General features: G+C 49.2%; 15 protein-coding genes. 6 read left to right on the top strand and 9 right to left on the bottom strand.

Features of this window, described 5'->3' with window-relative positions:
- Nucleotides 1-6 precede the first annotated feature (6 nt).
- The 8 genes from O9X78_RS07425 to def all read right to left on the bottom strand — a co-directional run bounded on the left by O9X78_RS07425 (nucleotide 7) and on the right by def (nucleotide 8,770).
- On the bottom strand, nucleotides 7-294 hold the full coding sequence (locus O9X78_RS07425; protein WP_269618993.1) for a YebG family protein: 288 nt from the start codon (nucleotides 292-294) through the stop codon (nucleotides 7-9).
- A gap of 116 nt (nucleotides 295-410) precedes the next feature.
- The gene (locus tag O9X78_RS07420; protein ID WP_269618992.1) at nucleotides 411-2,291 is read right to left on the bottom strand and encodes a putative bifunctional diguanylate cyclase/phosphodiesterase; all 1,881 of its coding nucleotides are present in this window, start codon (nucleotides 2,289-2,291) and stop codon (nucleotides 411-413) included.
- A gap of 83 nt (nucleotides 2,292-2,374) precedes the next feature.
- Nucleotides 2,375-2,977 carry a class I SAM-dependent methyltransferase gene (locus O9X78_RS07415; protein WP_269618991.1) on the bottom strand — a complete coding sequence of 201 codons (603 nt, stop codon included), beginning with the start codon at nucleotides 2,975-2,977 and terminating at the stop codon, nucleotides 2,375-2,377.
- Between the two features lie 2 nt (nucleotides 2,978-2,979).
- On the bottom strand, nucleotides 2,980-4,428 hold the full coding sequence (locus O9X78_RS07410; protein ID WP_269618990.1) for a TrkH family potassium uptake protein: 1,449 nt from the start codon (nucleotides 4,426-4,428) through the stop codon (nucleotides 2,980-2,982).
- A gap of 37 nt (nucleotides 4,429-4,465) precedes the next feature.
- Nucleotides 4,466-5,839 (bottom strand): Trk system potassium transporter TrkA, encoded by a 1,374-nt coding sequence (trkA, locus tag O9X78_RS07405; RefSeq protein WP_269618989.1) that lies wholly within the window; start codon nucleotides 5,837-5,839, stop codon nucleotides 4,466-4,468.
- A gap of 146 nt (nucleotides 5,840-5,985) precedes the next feature.
- A complete protein-coding gene (gene rsmB / locus O9X78_RS07400; RefSeq protein WP_269618988.1) occupies nucleotides 5,986-7,281 on the bottom strand; it encodes a 16S rRNA (cytosine(967)-C(5))-methyltransferase RsmB in 1,296 nt (431 codons plus the stop codon).
- On the bottom strand, nucleotides 7,278-8,264 hold the full coding sequence (gene fmt, locus O9X78_RS07395) for a methionyl-tRNA formyltransferase (protein ID WP_269618987.1): 987 nt from the start codon (nucleotides 8,262-8,264) through the stop codon (nucleotides 7,278-7,280). Before fmt ends, rsmB begins: the two co-directional genes overlap by 4 nt.
- On the bottom strand, nucleotides 8,261-8,770 hold the full coding sequence (gene def / locus O9X78_RS07390; RefSeq protein WP_269618986.1) for a peptide deformylase: 510 nt from the start codon (nucleotides 8,768-8,770) through the stop codon (nucleotides 8,261-8,263). Before def ends, fmt begins: the two co-directional genes overlap by 4 nt.
- 187 nt (nucleotides 8,771-8,957) lie before the next feature.
- On the opposite strand from def, the gene O9X78_RS07385 reads away from it, so the two are divergent.
- The 6 genes from O9X78_RS07385 to O9X78_RS07360 all read left to right on the top strand — a co-directional run bounded on the left by O9X78_RS07385 (nucleotide 8,958) and on the right by O9X78_RS07360 (nucleotide 14,669).
- Nucleotides 8,958-9,983 carry a LysM peptidoglycan-binding domain-containing protein gene (locus O9X78_RS07385; protein ID WP_269618985.1) on the top strand — a complete coding sequence of 342 codons (1,026 nt, stop codon included), beginning with the start codon at nucleotides 8,958-8,960 and terminating at the stop codon, nucleotides 9,981-9,983.
- Between the two features lie 54 nt (nucleotides 9,984-10,037).
- Entirely contained in the window at nucleotides 10,038-11,126 is a 1,089-nt protein-coding gene (gene dprA / locus O9X78_RS07380; RefSeq protein ID WP_269618984.1) for a DNA-processing protein DprA, read from the top strand.
- A 176-nt stretch (nucleotides 11,127-11,302) separates the two neighbouring features.
- Nucleotides 11,303-11,869, top strand: a complete 567-nt coding sequence (locus tag O9X78_RS07375; RefSeq protein WP_269618983.1) for an L-threonylcarbamoyladenylate synthase — start codon at nucleotides 11,303-11,305, stop codon at nucleotides 11,867-11,869.
- A 37-nt stretch (nucleotides 11,870-11,906) separates the two neighbouring features.
- A complete protein-coding gene (gene hemF, locus O9X78_RS07370) occupies nucleotides 11,907-12,809 on the top strand; it encodes an oxygen-dependent coproporphyrinogen oxidase (protein ID WP_269618982.1) in 903 nt (300 codons plus the stop codon).
- A 21-nt stretch (nucleotides 12,810-12,830) separates the two neighbouring features.
- Entirely contained in the window at nucleotides 12,831-13,670 is an 840-nt protein-coding gene (gene aroE, locus O9X78_RS07365; protein WP_269618981.1) for a shikimate dehydrogenase, read from the top strand.
- Nucleotides 13,671-13,700: 30 nt separating this feature from the next.
- Nucleotides 13,701-14,669: a calcium/sodium antiporter gene (locus O9X78_RS07360; RefSeq protein WP_269618980.1), complete on the top strand. Its 969-nt coding sequence runs from the start codon at nucleotides 13,701-13,703 to the stop codon at nucleotides 14,667-14,669.
- Nucleotides 14,670-14,682: 13 nt separating this feature from the next.
- On the opposite strand, the gene O9X78_RS07355 is transcribed toward O9X78_RS07360, so the two are convergent.
- Nucleotides 14,683-15,240, bottom strand: coding sequence for a gamma carbonic anhydrase family protein (locus tag O9X78_RS07355; protein WP_269618979.1), 558 nt, complete (start codon nucleotides 15,238-15,240; stop codon nucleotides 14,683-14,685).
- Nucleotides 15,241-15,343: the final 103 nt, after the last annotated feature.

Genomic DNA, 15,343 nt, shown 5'->3' with positions numbered 1-15,343 from the left:
AGCGTATTAACTGGCTTGAGCTGACAATGGTCTAACGTTGTCAGCCGCCAGCTCATCAATTTCTTCTAAGGCTTCTACTCTGCCTTTGCAGGCCTGCATTACCGCTTCTTTGTTTTTGGCTAGGAAAATACCAAACTCTTCGGCTTTAGTTTCGTCAACATTGGGAATATGTTGTTGTAGCAATGCGCTGAACCCTTCAGCTAATTCCAGCATCTTGTCGTATGCGTCGGCATCTTTTTTGTTGTCAAACATACTGTTGTCCCTGTCGCACATCCACTTGGCTACTACCGCCATTTTTCACCTCGGTTTATTGTTGAACCATGATATGATTGTGTACTGTATATAAACACAGTCATTGGCGCAAGGCCTAATCAAACACAAAGGTGCGTCGACCCTATATGCATTGCGCTTTATACATGTTGGGTGCGCTGCATTTCTGCGTAGCGTGTTGCCCACGATACAAATTGATCAGCGGGTAATGCCGGTGAATACAGAAAGCCCTGAACCATATCACAGTGTCGCTCTCGTAAAATACGTCGTTGGTGTAAGTTTTCCACACCCTCTGCAATGACCACCATGTTGAAGCTATGGCCCATCGCAATGATGGCATTCACTAACGTTACACTGTCTTCACACTTGTCGATGTCATTCACAAAACTACGATCAATCTTCAAAGCATCAAAGGGGTAGCGCTTTAAATAGCTCAGTGAGGCATAACCGGTTCCAAAGTCATCTAAGGACAGGTGAACACCAAGGCGTTTAAGTTGGGTAAAGATTTCCCGAATTTCCGGTGTATCATTTATCAATAATCCCTCGGTGATCTCTAGCTCGAGTTGAGACGCTGGTAAACCACTCTGTTGCAAGGCGTAGCGCACGATCTCCGCGATATCACCGTCGATAAATTGCTTTGCAGAAATATTTACCGCGACGTTCAATGCTGGTAATCCCGACCGAGACCAAGTCATTATTTGTTTGCAGGCGTTCTCTAACACCCATTTACCAATGCCAATAATAAGGCCGCTTTGCTCCGCCACCGGAATAAATTGTTCGGGGTTAGGGTTTTTTAGATCCGCATTTTGCCAGCGAAGTAGGACTTCTACGCCGCGTAGTTTATTGCTTTCAAGATTAACGACAGGCTGGTAATGCAGTTTAAATTCATCTCGCTCAATTGCATGGCGCAACTGATTTTCCATTTCTAAGCGCAGCTCGGTTTCACTGCTCATACCCTCTTCGTAATAGCTAAGTCGGTCTCCGCCTTTCTCTTTGGCGTTAAACATTGCGGCTTCTGCGTGTCGCATTAGTAGAGTGCAATCATCTCCGTCTTCAGGGTACTTGCACAGGCCGATGCTTGCTGAAATATTGATTTCATGATGATTGATGTAAAAAGGTTCACGGCATCGCTCAAGTGCGACTTCGGCGATGATTGTAGCTTCATCAATGCAGGTCTCGGTACTCAGAATAATAAGGAACTCATCGGCACCTAAATGGGCCAGAATTTGATCGTCACGTAAGGTGCGTCGCAGTCTCTCGGTGGTTTCCACAAAAACCATATCAACAACATGGTGGCCCAATGAATCGTTGATATAGCGAATGCGATCTAAATCGATATGGATAAGAATAAACCCACTCTCCGAGTTATCGCTGTCTTTAATCGCAGACTGAAGCGTACGCAGCGCGAACTGTCGATTAGGTAAACCGGTGAGTACATTATAGTTTTCACGTATAAATAAACGGTCGGCAATATCTTTGTGTTCAGACACATCCTCAGCGCAGATTACAACGTTAGATAGCTCGCCATTCTCATCCAGGATGGGGCTGATTGTTGTTAAAAGATAACTATCTTTTTTGGACGTACCAAAACAAAGTTCTCCGCGCCAAGTCCGTTTTTCTGTGATAGCGTGCCGAACCTGTTGGCGGGTTTCTTCTGGTACGTTGTCACGCCATATATCAACTACTTTCTCGCCTTTAATGTAATTCTTGTTAAAAACGTCAAACGACGGATGGCCACTGTTAAGAAATTCCAAGTTAAGCTGCGTATCTAATAACATTAACGTTGAGGCGCTATGCTCCAAGACAATGCGCTGTTGATTGCTTTTTCGTTCAGCGTCTTTTCTAAGCCGAGATTGAAACTCTAGAGCGGCACAAAAACAGAGTGAGATAACGCTGGTGCAGCCAACAAGCGTTGCTAACATGAGGAGTGCGGGGTCGTACGGTGTTTTGATAACAAAGTACGCTATTGCTGAAAACACAGCAGATGCTATAAATGCTATGGCTAAAAAAAGGTATGCCATTGACCGCTCATTTAATAATTAATTTGACGTACTGGTTAGCTACCTTAAGCATTATAGCTGCGTTTGGTCTTTATCGCGGAATACTAAGTTATTGTTTTGCTGGCGACCAACATCGCTATAGGCGCTGAACTTGTATTTGGATGAGAATTTGTTTCTTCATAATAGCGTATTTCAAGCGTATCGAAATGTGAGCTAAGTTCGTTTTCTTCTAAATAGAATCTGCTCTTGCTCGTTCTAGTGCCCGAGTTAGGATTTTCAGTCTCCGCAACTTTGTTCACAAAGGTTTGATAAAAGAGCAGCCCGCCAGGTTTAAGGGCTCGCTTAATTTCTGCAAATAGAGGTCGGTAGAGGAAATAACTTACGACGATAACGTCATACTGCTTATTGCCAATTCCGTCGCATTCTATGTCTTCACAGCGAATATTTATCGCCAGTTTACATTGTTTGGCGTAGTCACTTAACCTTGCTAGCGCAACATCAGAGATGTCCACGGCGTCGCATTGTAAGCCTTGCTTTGCGAGGAGTATGGCATTTCTACCTAATCCGCAAGCAAGATCTAGCGCTGTACCCTGACTCGGTAGTAAAGAAATGTGATTTAGCAAAACTTCGCAGGCGGGAGTAGCTAGCTCCCTGTCACGATGACGCTCATTCCATTTTACTTTGCTTTCATTAATTTCATTCGTCATCGCTAGCGTCGCCAAAATGAGGGCATTAGCAGTACCAACAGGGTAAAAATTTCTAGTCTACCTAATAACATGGCATAGCAGAGTATCCACTTGCCTGCGTCGCTAACGCTGCGATAACTGGCTGACACTTCGCCTAGCCCCGGTCCCATATTATTTATCGCCCCAGCGGTGGCTGAAAAGGCGCTAAGTGAGTTTAGACCGCAGGCCATCATCGCCAAGGTGATGAGTATGAAGGAAATCATGTATACGCCGACAAAGCTCCATACCGCGCTGACGATTTTCGCTTCTACGCGATGACTGCCAATTTTTAAGGGAATAACCGCGCTGGGGTGAATAAGCTGCTTCATTTCGCGGATGCCCTGTTTAGCGACGAGCATTACCCTAACCGCTTTCATACCACCGCCGGTTGATCCGGCACAACCTCCGATAAAGGACAGCATGATGACGGCGACGGGTAAAAAACTGGGCCAAATAGAGAAGTCTTCTGCGCCAAAGCCCGAGGTCGTCGCTACAGATATCGTATGGAAAATACCGTGAACAAAACTATCTTTTAATTCATAGGTGCCGCTGAAATATAAATATACCGAAATGGTGAGTGTTGAAATGAGAATGACGCCGAGATAGAAACGCGTTTCGGCATCGTTTAAATAATGACGTATAGAGCGCGACCGCCATGCATGAAAATGGATAGTAAAACTCAGTGCGGCGAATAACATAAATCCGCTGCAAAGCATTAAGATTAATGGGCTTTGAAAGTAACCCATGCTGGCATCATGGGTAGAAAATCCGCCAATGGCTACGGTCGAAAACGAGTGACAAATAGCATCAAAAAAACTCATACCTGCTAACCAATAAGCCAGCGTGCACACGAGCGTTAGCGATACATACATAAGGAATAGTACTTTCGCGGTGCCGGTGATGCGTGGTGTGAGTTTATTGTCTTTTACTGGGCCGGGCGTTTCGGCTCGGTATAGCTGCATACCGCCGATACCGAGTATGGGAAGTATAGCAACCGCAATAACGATAATACCAATGCCGCCTAGCCACTGCAGAAATTGGCGATAAAATAAGATTGAAATCGGCAGCTCATCTAAGCCGGTTATAACCGTCGCGCCCGTAGTCGTTAGGCCAGATATTGATTCAAAGACCGCATCGCTAAGCGATAAGCCGGGGTTGCTAGCTAGGTAAAATGGCAGCGCACCGAATAGTCCGAGTACCGTCCAGAAGAGCGATACCACGAGGAAGCCATCGCGTATGCTCAACTCACTATGTTGTTTTAAATTACTTAGCCATAACACCAAGCCACTGCAGAAGGTAAGAACAAAGGCGATGGTAAAGGCATACAGGGCGCCATCATTTACCCACACCGAGATAACGGCGGGCACGGCCATGGTTAGACTGAAGATCATCAGCAGTACGCCAATGATTCGACTGATGATTCTTAAATGCATGGATATGCTCCCCGATGAGCGGGGGAATTCTTTGTCATTAGAAGAAAGTGAAGCCGACTTGGAATAGTTTTTCCACCATTTTGATTTTACTTTTATCCACGAGGAATAAAATCAAATGATCTTCGGTTTCGACCAATAGATGACTGTGAGCGATCATCACCTCGTCGCCTCGAACCAGCGCACCAATGCTGACGCCCTCAGGGAGCACTATTTCGTCTAGCCTGCGGCCAACGACTTTTGAAGAACGGTTGTCGCCGTGGGCAATAATTTCCAATGCTTCTGCCGCGCCGCGTCTGAGGGAGTGCACATTGTAAATATCGCCGCGTCGAACGTGGGTGAGCAAACTACCAATGGTAATTTGCTGTGGCGAGATCGCAATGTCGATATCCCCACCCTGCACTAAATCGACATAGGCGGGATTGGTAATCAGGGTAATAACTTTCTTGGCGCCCATGCGTTTAGCGAGTAATGATGACATGATATTTGCTTCGTCATCGTTGGTAAGGGCGAGGAAAACATCGGTTTCTTCGATATTTTCTTGGGCGAGCAAGTCGTGATCCGAGGCACTGCCGTGTAACACGATGGCCTTCGATAACTGCTCAGATAACGCGCGGCAACGGTCGTAGCTACGCTCGATTATTTTAACGTGGTATCTGCTTTCTACAGCCCGCGCGAGCCGCTCGCCGATATTGCCGCCGCCAGCGATAACCAGCCGCTTATAAGGCGTATCTAGCCTGCGTAATTCGCTCATTACCGGCATAACGTTCTTTTTGGCCGCGATGAAGAACACCTCATCACCGGCTTCTACGACGGTGTCGCCGCTGGGGAGGATTGCCGTTCCGCGTCGGAAAATAGCCGCCACGCGGGTGTCCACGGTGGGCATATGTTCCCGAATAGCAGATAGCTCATTCCCCACCATCGGCCCGCCGTAGTAGGCTTTTACGCCAACGAGCTGCACTTTGCCATCGGCGAAATCCAATACCTGTAGTGACCCTGGGTACTGCAATAAACGCTTTATATAGCGGGTAACAAGCTCTTCTGGGCTTATAAATACATCGATAGGAATCGCTTCGTTGCCGAAGAGCTTTTCAATATTGGTATAGGCGTTGGAGCGTATGCGGGATATTTTGGTTGGTGTGCGGAATAAGGTGTACGCAACCTGACAGGCGACCATGTTTACTTCGTCGCTATTGGTAACCGCGATGAGTAGATCGGCATCTGCGGCGCCTGCCCGAGCCAGAACATCTGGGTGAGATGCGTGTCCAGTTACTGTGCCTATGTCGAGTCGATCTTGTAGCTCCCGGAGTCGCTCCGCATCTTTATCAACAATAGTAATGTCATTGTGTTCACTTGCTAGGTTGGCGGCCAATGTGCCGCCCACCTGCCCTGCGCCGAGAATAATGATTTTCATTGTTCGAAGTCGCCTGCGCTGTCTGCCACTGATTTATGTTTGTTTTGGGAGTCGCCGTTCTGTGATGAAAATACTGCGGCGAACCCCATTAATCTTATCTATATTGCCATTGTGCGGCGCGGGGGTGCGGCACTCAATAGCCGCGATCAGAGTTTTTTGCGTATTTTCCCGTAGAAAAATCCGTCGTGTCCGTTAAGCTGCGGAAAAAGCTGCCGACAACCGTTGCGATTTACACCCCAATTACTTTCTATCGCAATTAGTTCCGCGTCATCGTGACGGCTAATAAACGCGCTGACTTGCTCTTCGTTCTCAGATGGTAATAAGGAGCAAGTGGCGTAGACTAAAATCCCGTCAGGCTTAAGGCATTGCCATAGTTGGTTTAGCAAATTCGCTTGCAGGTCGTTAAGCGGTTCGATATCGCTGGCAAGCCGATTAAGTTTGATATCTGGATTTCGACGAATCACACCCGTTGCTGAGCAGGGCGCGTCGAGCAATATGCGATCAAACGGGACGCCGTCCCACCAAGATTCTATTGCTGCAGCATCCGCCGCAACCAGGGACGCGCTAAGTGCTAGTCGATCGAGATTGTCTTGAATACGGCTAAGTCGTTGTTCGTCGATATCCAGGGCGACTAGCTCGGCGAGCTCAGGTTCGCACTCTAAAATCGCGCCCGTTTTACCGCCTGGTGCTGCACAGGCATCGAGTACGCGCTGCCCTGCATTCAAGTCGAGTAGTTCGGTGCATAGTTGTGCGGCTTCGTCTTGCACACTGACGTCTCCGTCATTGAAGCCTGGCAGATTGTCGACGCCAGTAGCTTTGTCTAGGCGTAGGCCGTTGCTGGCGAATTCACATGGCTGCGCGGCAAGGTCTGCGTTGGCGAGGATTTCTAAATATTCACTGCGCTGCTGATGTAATTGATTTACTCGCAGACAAAATGGCGGATGGGCATTGCTAGCGGCGATAATATCGTCAAGTTGTTCTGGCCACGCGGCCTGCAGAGCGTTGAAGAGCCACTGCGGAAAGGCGGCATCTGCGGCAGGGCTAAGCGAACTAAAGAGGCTATCCTGTTCGCGTTGGCAGCGGCGTAAGATGGCATTGGCCATGCCGGAAGCCCATTTTTTGCCCAGACTTCGACAGCCTTCTACACTGCTATTAATGGCGGCATGGGGCGGAATACGTGTATAAAAAAGCTGATAGGCGCCGACGTAAATAATCATTTTTACGTCACTGTCTTTGCTTTTTAAGGGCTTGCTGAAAAAGGGTTTAAGGGCGAATTCTAAGCGCCAATATTGGCGCAGGGTGCCATAGCAAAGTTCGCGGTAAAGCGAGCGTTGTGCGGGATCTAAATCTTGCTCATAACGCGGCAATACCCGAGACAAGGAGCTGCCCTCTTGTTCTATATTTGCCAAGCAGCGCGCTGCGGCAACTCGCGGACATTTCATAATGTGCCTGATGGCGAACCAAATAAGGTGCCGGCGCTAAATTGCGCTGATCGTGAGTTAAGGACATCACGGGCGGCGAGTACTTTCCCGCCGGGCATTTGTAAATCGAGAATGCGTAAAGTGCCTCTGCCGCAAGCCACGGTAATACCCGATTTATCGGCATTCAGTATTTCACCCGCTGCAGCACTGGTGTTTGTTGCACTTAAGGGTTCGGCTCGCCAAATTTTTATGCGTTCGTCCGTCATGCTTTCGACAAAGCGGGTAAAGCAGATGGGGAAAGGATTGAAGGCGCGAATTTTGCGGTCTATGACAACCGCGTCTTGTTGCCAATCGATTTCTGCTTCGGCTTTATTAATTTTAGCCGCGTAATTACTCTGCGAGTCATCTTGGATTTCTTTTTTTGCCCGACCATCTGCGAGATCAGCAACAGCATTAATTAGCGCGGGACCACCAATCTTGGCGAGGTGTTCAAATAGGTCCGCAGCGGAATCAGTGTCGTGAATTTGACAGGCTACCTTGCTTAGCATGGCGCCGGTATCGAGTCCGGCGTCCATCTGCATAATGGTTATACCGGTTTCTTTATCACCTGCTTCAATGGCGCGTTGAATGGGCGCGGCACCGCGCCAGCGCGGAAGCAAAGAGCCGTGAACGTTAACACAACCAAGACGAGGTATGTCTAAAACACTTTGGGGTAAAAGCAGGCCGTAGGCGACCACGATCATCAAGTCGGCATTATGGCTGGCCAGTAGGTCACGGTCGGCACTGTCTTTGAAATTTATAGGCTGATAAACCGGGATGCCTGCAGCTTCAGCACATAGCTTTACGGCGCTGGGTAGTGTCTTTTTGCCACGGCCCGCAGGTCGGTCTGGTTGGCTGTAAACCGCCACTAACTCGTGACGGCCGTCGTTGATAAGTGCTTGTAAATGGCTGGCGGCAAAATCCGGTGTGCCAGCAAATATCAGTCGCAATGAAGGTGTGCTCATGAAGATTTTTGCTTGTGGAGTTTATCCATTTTGCCCCGGATACGATTGCGCTTTAGCGGTGAAATGTAGTCGACAAATAACTTGCCTAACAGATGATCTTTTTCATGCTGAATGCAAACCGCTAGCAGCCCTTCTGGTTCCATCACAAATTCTTTGCCATCTCGATCTAGAGCCTTTACGCGAATATGTTGAGGCCTTACTACAGTCTCATAAAAGCCGGGTACCGATAGGCAACCCTCATCGTACTCGAAGGTTTCTTCATCCAGAACTGTGATTTCGGGATTAATAAATACGAGGGGTTCGCTGCGGTCGTCACTGACATCAATCACGACAATTTGCTCGTGGACATTGATTTGACTCGCTGCCAAGCCAATGCCGGGTGCATCGTACATGGTGTCGAACATATCATCGATGATTTGACGGACTCGTTCGTCGACTTTACTAACCGGTTTTGCCACCGTTCGCAGTCTTGAATCGGGAAACTCTAGGATTTCAACTACAGCCATAGCAGTTTGTGACCATTTTTCGTGTAAGTTGTGTAACTATTGCTAAGATTATGAATAAGTAGGTCTTTTAGCCTACAAAATATTCGCCTGTTGCGGTGTATCCTCTATATTATACAGCGAGCGTATAAGAAATGCCTGATTCTTACCATGTGCTAGCGGTCAGTTTAAAGAGTAATAGGATTTTATTATGAAGAACACGGTATTGGGAGTTTGTCTGGGGCTGATGATGGCATTAGCCCAAGCTGGCGATGTACTCTCGTTAAAAGCCGGTCATCCGCAAACCTACGTGGTGAAAAAAGGTGACACGCTATGGGATATCTCAGGTATGTTCCTAAATGATCCCTGGTTTTGGCCGGAGCTGTGGTATTACAACCCTCAGGTGAAAAACCCGCATTTAATCTATCCCGGCGATGTATTAAAGCTCATGTGGATAGATGGCAAACCGGTTCTGGTCAGAAACCCTGCGCCAGATAATAGCGTGGTGAAGTTGACACCCGAAATGCGTATTTCAGATATCACCGATGCGATTCCGACGATACCTCTAGATGTGATAGCCCCCTTTTTAACTCGCAGTCGTGTTGTTAGTGATGCGGAGTTAGCGCAGGCGCCCTATGTATTGGCTGGCAAGCGCGGCAATATCGTTGCTGGTGCGAGTGATCAAATATTAGGTCGCGGTGATTTTAGCAAAGATGAAACCTACGGCGTGTATCGCCGAGGTGAGGTTTACCGAGATCCAGTAAGTGGGGAAGTATTAGGCGTTGAAGCTACTGATATTGGTACGGCGAATCTTCTGGCTACCGAAAAAGACGTTGCCACGCTAACTTTAAATCGCAGTACACAAGAAATTCGTCGCGCCGACCGTTTCCTGCCGATGGAGGTGCGTCAAATACACGCCCGCTTCGAGCCTAAGGCACCTGTAGATAACAGCAATGGCTATATTATTGCGGTGGAGGGCGGAGTAACGCAGATCGGCAGCCTTGACGTGGTCACTTTAAACCTTGGTGAGCGCAACAACATTGAAGCCGGTGATGTTTTCGCGATTTACTCAACAGGTGTCATTGTCACCGATCCTATTACTGATGAGCGGGTGAAAGCGCCTGATGTTCGCTCTGGGATTTTGATGGTCTTTCGTAGCTTTGAAAGAGTGAGTTATGCCCTGGTACTAAAGGCTGAGCAGCCTCTCAAGGTAGGTGACTTAGTTAAGAACCCCTGATTAGTTTCGTGGGCCGCTCTTTGCGGCGCCACCACAAAACGCAAGGATGCGAATGTGGAAATACTTGCCCGCCGCTGGCTTCAAGCCCAGCAAAGTTTAGCGCTCTCGCCAGCGGCGTTCCGCCGCCTGATGGCCGCGTTTCATAGCCCCCAATCGTTGCTTGAGCTAACGCCTTTAGAGCAGGCTAATTTTGGTATTAACTCGACGCAACATCGCGCTTTGGCACAAGGTTTCGCGCTTGCGGACCATGGTGAGGTCGATGATTTATTGGCCCGTGCAAATGCTGAGATTCTTTGTTGGTATGACGAAGATTATCCTGCGCTGCTGAAAGAAATTCACGATGCCCCGCCCTTACTTTATTACCGAGGTCGTCGCGAGCTGCTCGAAAAAGTGCTATTTGCGGTGGTGGGCAGTCGCCGTCCCAGTCGCATAGGTAAAGGCGATGCTCAGGCCTTTTCTGCAGCGCTCGGCCACGCCGGTTTTACCGTTGTTAGTGGCTTAGCCCTGGGGGTCGATGCTGCCGCACATGTAGGCGCCTTAGCGACAAGCTCGTCAACCATTGCGGTATTGGGCACGGGCGTTGACCAGTGTTACCCGCGAACGAATGCAGCGCTTTATCAACAAATCGCCTGCGAAGGCTTGCTGTTGAGTGAATTTCCCTTGGGTAGCCCGCCATTACGGCACCAGTTTCCACGCCGAAATAGACTGATAAGTGGTATGAGTTTAGGAACATTGGTTGTTGAGGCAGCAATTCATAGCGGCTCTTTAATTACTGCTAGGCAGGCTCTTGAGCAGAATCGTGAGGTTTTTGCTATCCCCGGCTCTATTCATAATCCCGCGAGCCGCGGTTGTAATGCCTTGATAAAGCAAGGTGCTAAATTGGTCGAAACATTGGCTGATATCATTGATGAGTTTTCAGGCTGGACAGCAAATGATCATGTCGACAATGTTGTCGAGGGTGGGAGTGAAGATTCCACGGTATGTTCGCCGATATACATTGCTTTGGGCTTCGAGCCCTTGTCTCTCGATGAGCTAGTTCAGTATTGCGGCCTAGGTGTGACAGAAACCTTGGCTGAGCTGAGTCAATTAGAGGTAGATGGCTGGGTGGAGCAGCAGCGTGGCGGTTGGCAGCGTAGCCGCTAGTATGGTTTGTTGGTGGAAGGTCCAGCCATCCGGTGAGTGCAGTGGCCTTAAATTTATTCGCTGAATAATCACTGTCTCCTTTGTTTTGCGGCCTGCAGGTGTAATTACCGGCTCATCATAAGCTAAAAACGGGTATACTTTCGCCGCTTTGTTATCCAACGTTGCGGATATAATTTATGGCTATGCTCGACTCTTATCGTTTGCGCCGCGCTGCTACTTTGCTGCGTACTGGTGCCGTTGTTAGTCATCCAACCGAAGCGGTTTGGGGATTGGCCTGCGTACCTTGGGATCGTGCTGCAGTTATGCATATTCTGGATATGAAAAAACGCGATCCAGCAAAGGGTTTGGTATTAGTGGCGGATAGCGCTGAGCGATTCGTCTCGGTGTTAGCAAATTTACCCGCCGAGCTGCGAGAGTCAGTAGAAGAAAGCTGGCCAGGCCCGCATACATGGGTCGTGCCAGACTATGGATGGGCGCCGTCCTGGATACGAGGTAGTCATCACGGTGTAGCGATACGTGTTAGTAAGCACCCGCTCACATCCGCGCTTTGCCGTGCCGCAAATACCTGTCTTGTCTCTACGTCGGCAAATCCTGCCGGGCGAGAGCCAGCCCGAACCCAGTGCGAAGTGCAGCGCTATTTCAGATCACAAATTGATTGTTACTTACCGGGGCGCACCGGTGAGCTTGCACAACCGACGGACATCCGTGACGCCCTGAGCGGTGAGTATTTGCGAGGTGCATGAAGATAAACGGTGTGAATATCTTTGCCGTGGAGAGTATATGAAGAATGTTGATATTGGGGCGGTAAAGCAGTTTTTGTTATCGTTGCAAGACCGAATCTGTATCGAATTGTCTGCCGTAGATGGTGCAGCGCAATTTGTCGAAGACGACTGGGGCCGTGGTCGCAGCCGGGTGATTACCGATGGCGCGGTGTTTGAAAAAGGCGGCGTTAATTTCTCCCATGTACAGGGCGATGCTATGCCTGGCAGTGCCAGCGCGCACAGGCCAGAACTTGCTGGCCGCAGCTATCAAGCAATGGGTGTGTCCCTAGTGATGCATCCGCAAAATCCCTATGTGCCAACCAGCCATGCGAACGTGCGATTTTTTGTTGCAGAAAAACCTGGCGAAGAGCCGGTTTGGTGGTTTGGCGGTGGTTACGACCTTACGCCCTATTACGGCTTTGAAGAAGATTGTCGGCACTGGCACCAAGTTGCCAAGAGCGCCTGTGAGCCCTTCGGTGACGAGGTGTATCCCAAGTTCAAAAAATGGTGTGATGAGTACTTTTATATGGGCCACCGTGACGAGGCCAGAGGGGTCGGTGGTTTATTTTTTGACGACCTTAACGCCGGTGGCTTTGAGCGTTGCTTTGATTTTATGCAGGCTGTGGGTAACTCTTATACTAAAGCCTACGTGCCGATTGTTGAGCGTCGGAAGTCTACCCCATGGAAAGATCGTCAGCGTCAGTTCCAGCTATATCGGCGTGGACGTTATGTCGAATTTAATTTAGTGCATGACCGCGGTACCTTGTTTGGCCTGCAGAGCGGTGGTCGTACTGAATCGATTTTGATGTCGCTGCCGCCCTTGGTGAGATGGGAGTATAATTGGCAGCCTGAAGAAGGTAGCCCGGAAGCAGCCCTAAGCTCACAGTTTTTACCAGTGAGAGATTGGTTATTACCTAAATAATAAAGGCAGTATTCTTTATTTATGGAAACTAAAGATAAAGATCAGTACGCGGTGTACGGAAATCCAGTTAAGCACAGTAAATCGCCGCAAATTCACGCGGCGTTTGCGGAGCAAACGGGACAACAATTGCACTATCGTGCGCATAAAGTTGAGTTGGGTCGTTTTGCCGAGGCCGCTAGTCAATTCTTTAGCCACGGTGGTAAAGGTTTAAATATCACCGTTCCTTTTAAGCTCGATGCCTTTGAATTTGCCGGCCAACTCAGTGGCCGCGCGCGGCGTGCGGGTGCGGTAAATACTCTCGCCCTGCAAGACGATGGCGGTGTCTACGGAGACAATACTGATGGCGTTGGATTGGTGCGCGATATTCACGATAATCTGGGCTGGGATCTTAGTGGTCGCCGGATTTTAGTCTTGGGCGCGGGCGGTGCGGTACGTGGCATTCTTGGCCCGCTACTTAAGCAAGGCCCGGCTCATGTATTAATAGCGAATAGAACGGTAGCAAAAGCGCAGAGTTTGGCTAAGCAATTTGAAGACCTAGGGCAAGTTGCTGGCTGCAGTTATGAGGGGCTGGCAAGCGGTCAGTTCGATCTGATTATCAATGGTACTAGCGCGAGCATGAGTGGTGATTTACCACCGCTGCCGCATCATATATTAAGCAATGATGGCTGTGCTTACGATATGATGTACAGCGCAGATCCAACGCCCTTTATGCGTTGGGCGGCAGGTGAAACCGCCTGGGCAGTGTCTGATGGTTTGGGTATGCTAGTTGAGCAAGCGGCGGAGTCTTTTTGTATTTGGCGCGGCGTGCGTCCAGATACTAAGCCGGTTATAGAACTCGTTCGTCAATCTTTGTCGGCATAATTTGTCGGCGGTCTTGTTGGAAAAAATTGTATGTTGTTAACCGTTGTTGCTCTGGTTGTGGGCTTGGTTTTACTTGTGTGGAGTGCAGACCGTTTTGTTATTGGTGCTTCAGCGACGGCGTCAATACTGGGTGTCTCGCCCTTGGTCATTGGTATTTTGGTTGTTGGTATTGGCACCTCAGCGCCGGAAATGTTGGTATCAGCCATTTCCGCGGTAGATGGTCAGCCAGGCTTGGCCGTCGGTAATGCCTTGGGTTCGAATATTACTAATATCGCGTTGATCTTGGGTTTCACCGCGTTTCTCATCCCTCTTAATGTGCAATCTAAGCTGGTGACTCGCGAAATCCCTCTACTTATTTTAGTGATGCTGGTGGGTTACTTCTTATTGCTAGATGGTCATTTGGGTGTGATGGATGGCAGCATTTTACTGGTCGGTTTTTTACTGGTCGTACTTCGCCAAATTTGGGAGGCCAAGCATAGCAAGGGCGATGCGATAGAAGCCGAGTTCGCTGCAGAAATACCCCGTGATATGTCTCTGCCGGTCGCTTTGGGCTGGTTGCTTTTTGGCTTTTTATTGCTGTTGGCCTCCGCGCGTGTATTGGTGTGGTCGGCAGTTGAAATTGCTCATTTCTTTGGCCTTAGCGACTTGGTGATTGGCTTAACAGTGATTGCGGTGGGCACCAGTCTGCCTGAGTTAGCCGCGTCGATTGCCGCTGCCCGAAAGAACGAGCACGATATTGCCATTGGCAATGTGGTGGGCTCGAACTTGTTTAACTTGCTGGGTGTGATGGCACTGCCAGGGGTTATTTCCCCAAGCGTCTTAGATCCAAAAGTGATGAGTCGTGATTATCCCGTTATGCTCTTGCTCACGGGAATATTCTTTTTGGTGGCCTGTGGGCCGCGTCGCGCGCGGAAAATTACTCGAATTGAAGGCAGCGGCTTGCTATTAATATATGTCGCCTACCTCACATATTTGCTGTTCGACGCCGGCGTTTTTTAATCCCTTACCCACGTCAAAGGCTTAGTGCGGCGATATGTCGATCTTTTAGTTTGGCGTAGTTGGCCGCGCTGTAGCCGAAGTACTTATATTCGCCCTCGCTGAGCTGTCGAATTGGCTTGGCGGGACTGCCAACGTATAGCCAACCGCTGGGCAGGTGTTTGCCGGGCGGGATGAGCGAATTGGCACCTACCACAACGTCATCATCAATAATGGCGCCATCCATCACAATGCTTCCCATGCCGATAAGTACACGGTTGCCGATGGTACAGCCGTGCAGTGTGACACTGTGCGCGACGGTGACATCGTCACCGATGGTGAGTGGATAGCCATCGGGGTTATAGGGGCCTGCGTGGGTAATGTGTAAAACACTATTGTCCTGAATACTTGTACGGGCACCAATTCGAATGCAGTGCATATCACCGCGCACGGTCGTATTTGGCCAAATAGAGCTATCGTCGCCGATATTAACATCGCCGATGACGACCGCGCTGGGGTCGATAAAAACGCGCTCGCCGAGCATTGGGCAGTGGTCTTCGAAAATCCTAATAAAATCCTGTGGCTTGTAGCTCATTTCGGGCCTCCGGTTCGGGAATAAACACGCACCGCCTTGCTCGGAGTGTCGGGCTTATTTCTTGCGCGATTGTGTGTAAAAGCATGGTAACAGGCTTCGGGCG

The sequence above is a fragment of the Zhongshania aquatica genome (assembly GCF_027257955.1).
In the GTDB taxonomy this organism is placed as follows: domain Bacteria; phylum Pseudomonadota; class Gammaproteobacteria; order Pseudomonadales; family Spongiibacteraceae; genus Spongiibacter; species Spongiibacter aquatica.
This window is presented reverse-complemented; position numbering and strand designations above follow the sequence as displayed.

Excerpts from the sequence above, each read along its gene's own strand:
- O9X78_RS07425 (WP_269618993.1), bottom strand. The coding sequence starts at position 294 with ATGGCGGTAGTAGCCAAGTGGATGTGCGACAGGGACAACAGTATGTTT.
- O9X78_RS07385 (WP_269618985.1), top strand. The coding sequence starts at position 8,958 with ATGAAGAACACGGTATTGGGAGTTTGTCTGGGGCTGATGATGGCATTA.
- O9X78_RS07420 (WP_269618992.1), bottom strand. The coding sequence starts at position 2,291 with ATGGCATACCTTTTTTTAGCCATAGCATTTATAGCATCTGCTGTGTTT.
- O9X78_RS07360 (WP_269618980.1), top strand. The coding sequence starts at position 13,701 with ATGTTGTTAACCGTTGTTGCTCTGGTTGTGGGCTTGGTTTTACTTGTG.
- O9X78_RS07355 (WP_269618979.1), bottom strand. The coding sequence starts at position 15,240 with ATGAGCTACAAGCCACAGGATTTTATTAGGATTTTCGAAGACCACTGC.
- aroE (WP_269618981.1), top strand. The coding sequence starts at position 12,831 with ATGGAAACTAAAGATAAAGATCAGTACGCGGTGTACGGAAATCCAGTT.
- fmt (WP_269618987.1), bottom strand. The coding sequence starts at position 8,264 with ATGAGCACACCTTCATTGCGACTGATATTTGCTGGCACACCGGATTTT.
- rsmB (WP_269618988.1), bottom strand. The coding sequence starts at position 7,281 with ATGAAATGTCCGCGAGTTGCCGCAGCGCGCTGCTTGGCAAATATAGAA.
- O9X78_RS07415 (WP_269618991.1), bottom strand. The coding sequence starts at position 2,977 with ATGACGAATGAAATTAATGAAAGCAAAGTAAAATGGAATGAGCGTCAT.
- O9X78_RS07375 (WP_269618983.1), top strand. The coding sequence starts at position 11,303 with ATGGCTATGCTCGACTCTTATCGTTTGCGCCGCGCTGCTACTTTGCTG.
- trkA (WP_269618989.1), bottom strand. The coding sequence starts at position 5,839 with ATGAAAATCATTATTCTCGGCGCAGGGCAGGTGGGCGGCACATTGGCC.
- def (WP_269618986.1), bottom strand. The coding sequence starts at position 8,770 with ATGGCTGTAGTTGAAATCCTAGAGTTTCCCGATTCAAGACTGCGAACG.
- hemF (WP_269618982.1), top strand. The coding sequence starts at position 11,907 with ATGAAGAATGTTGATATTGGGGCGGTAAAGCAGTTTTTGTTATCGTTG.
- O9X78_RS07410 (WP_269618990.1), bottom strand. The coding sequence starts at position 4,428 with ATGCATTTAAGAATCATCAGTCGAATCATTGGCGTACTGCTGATGATC.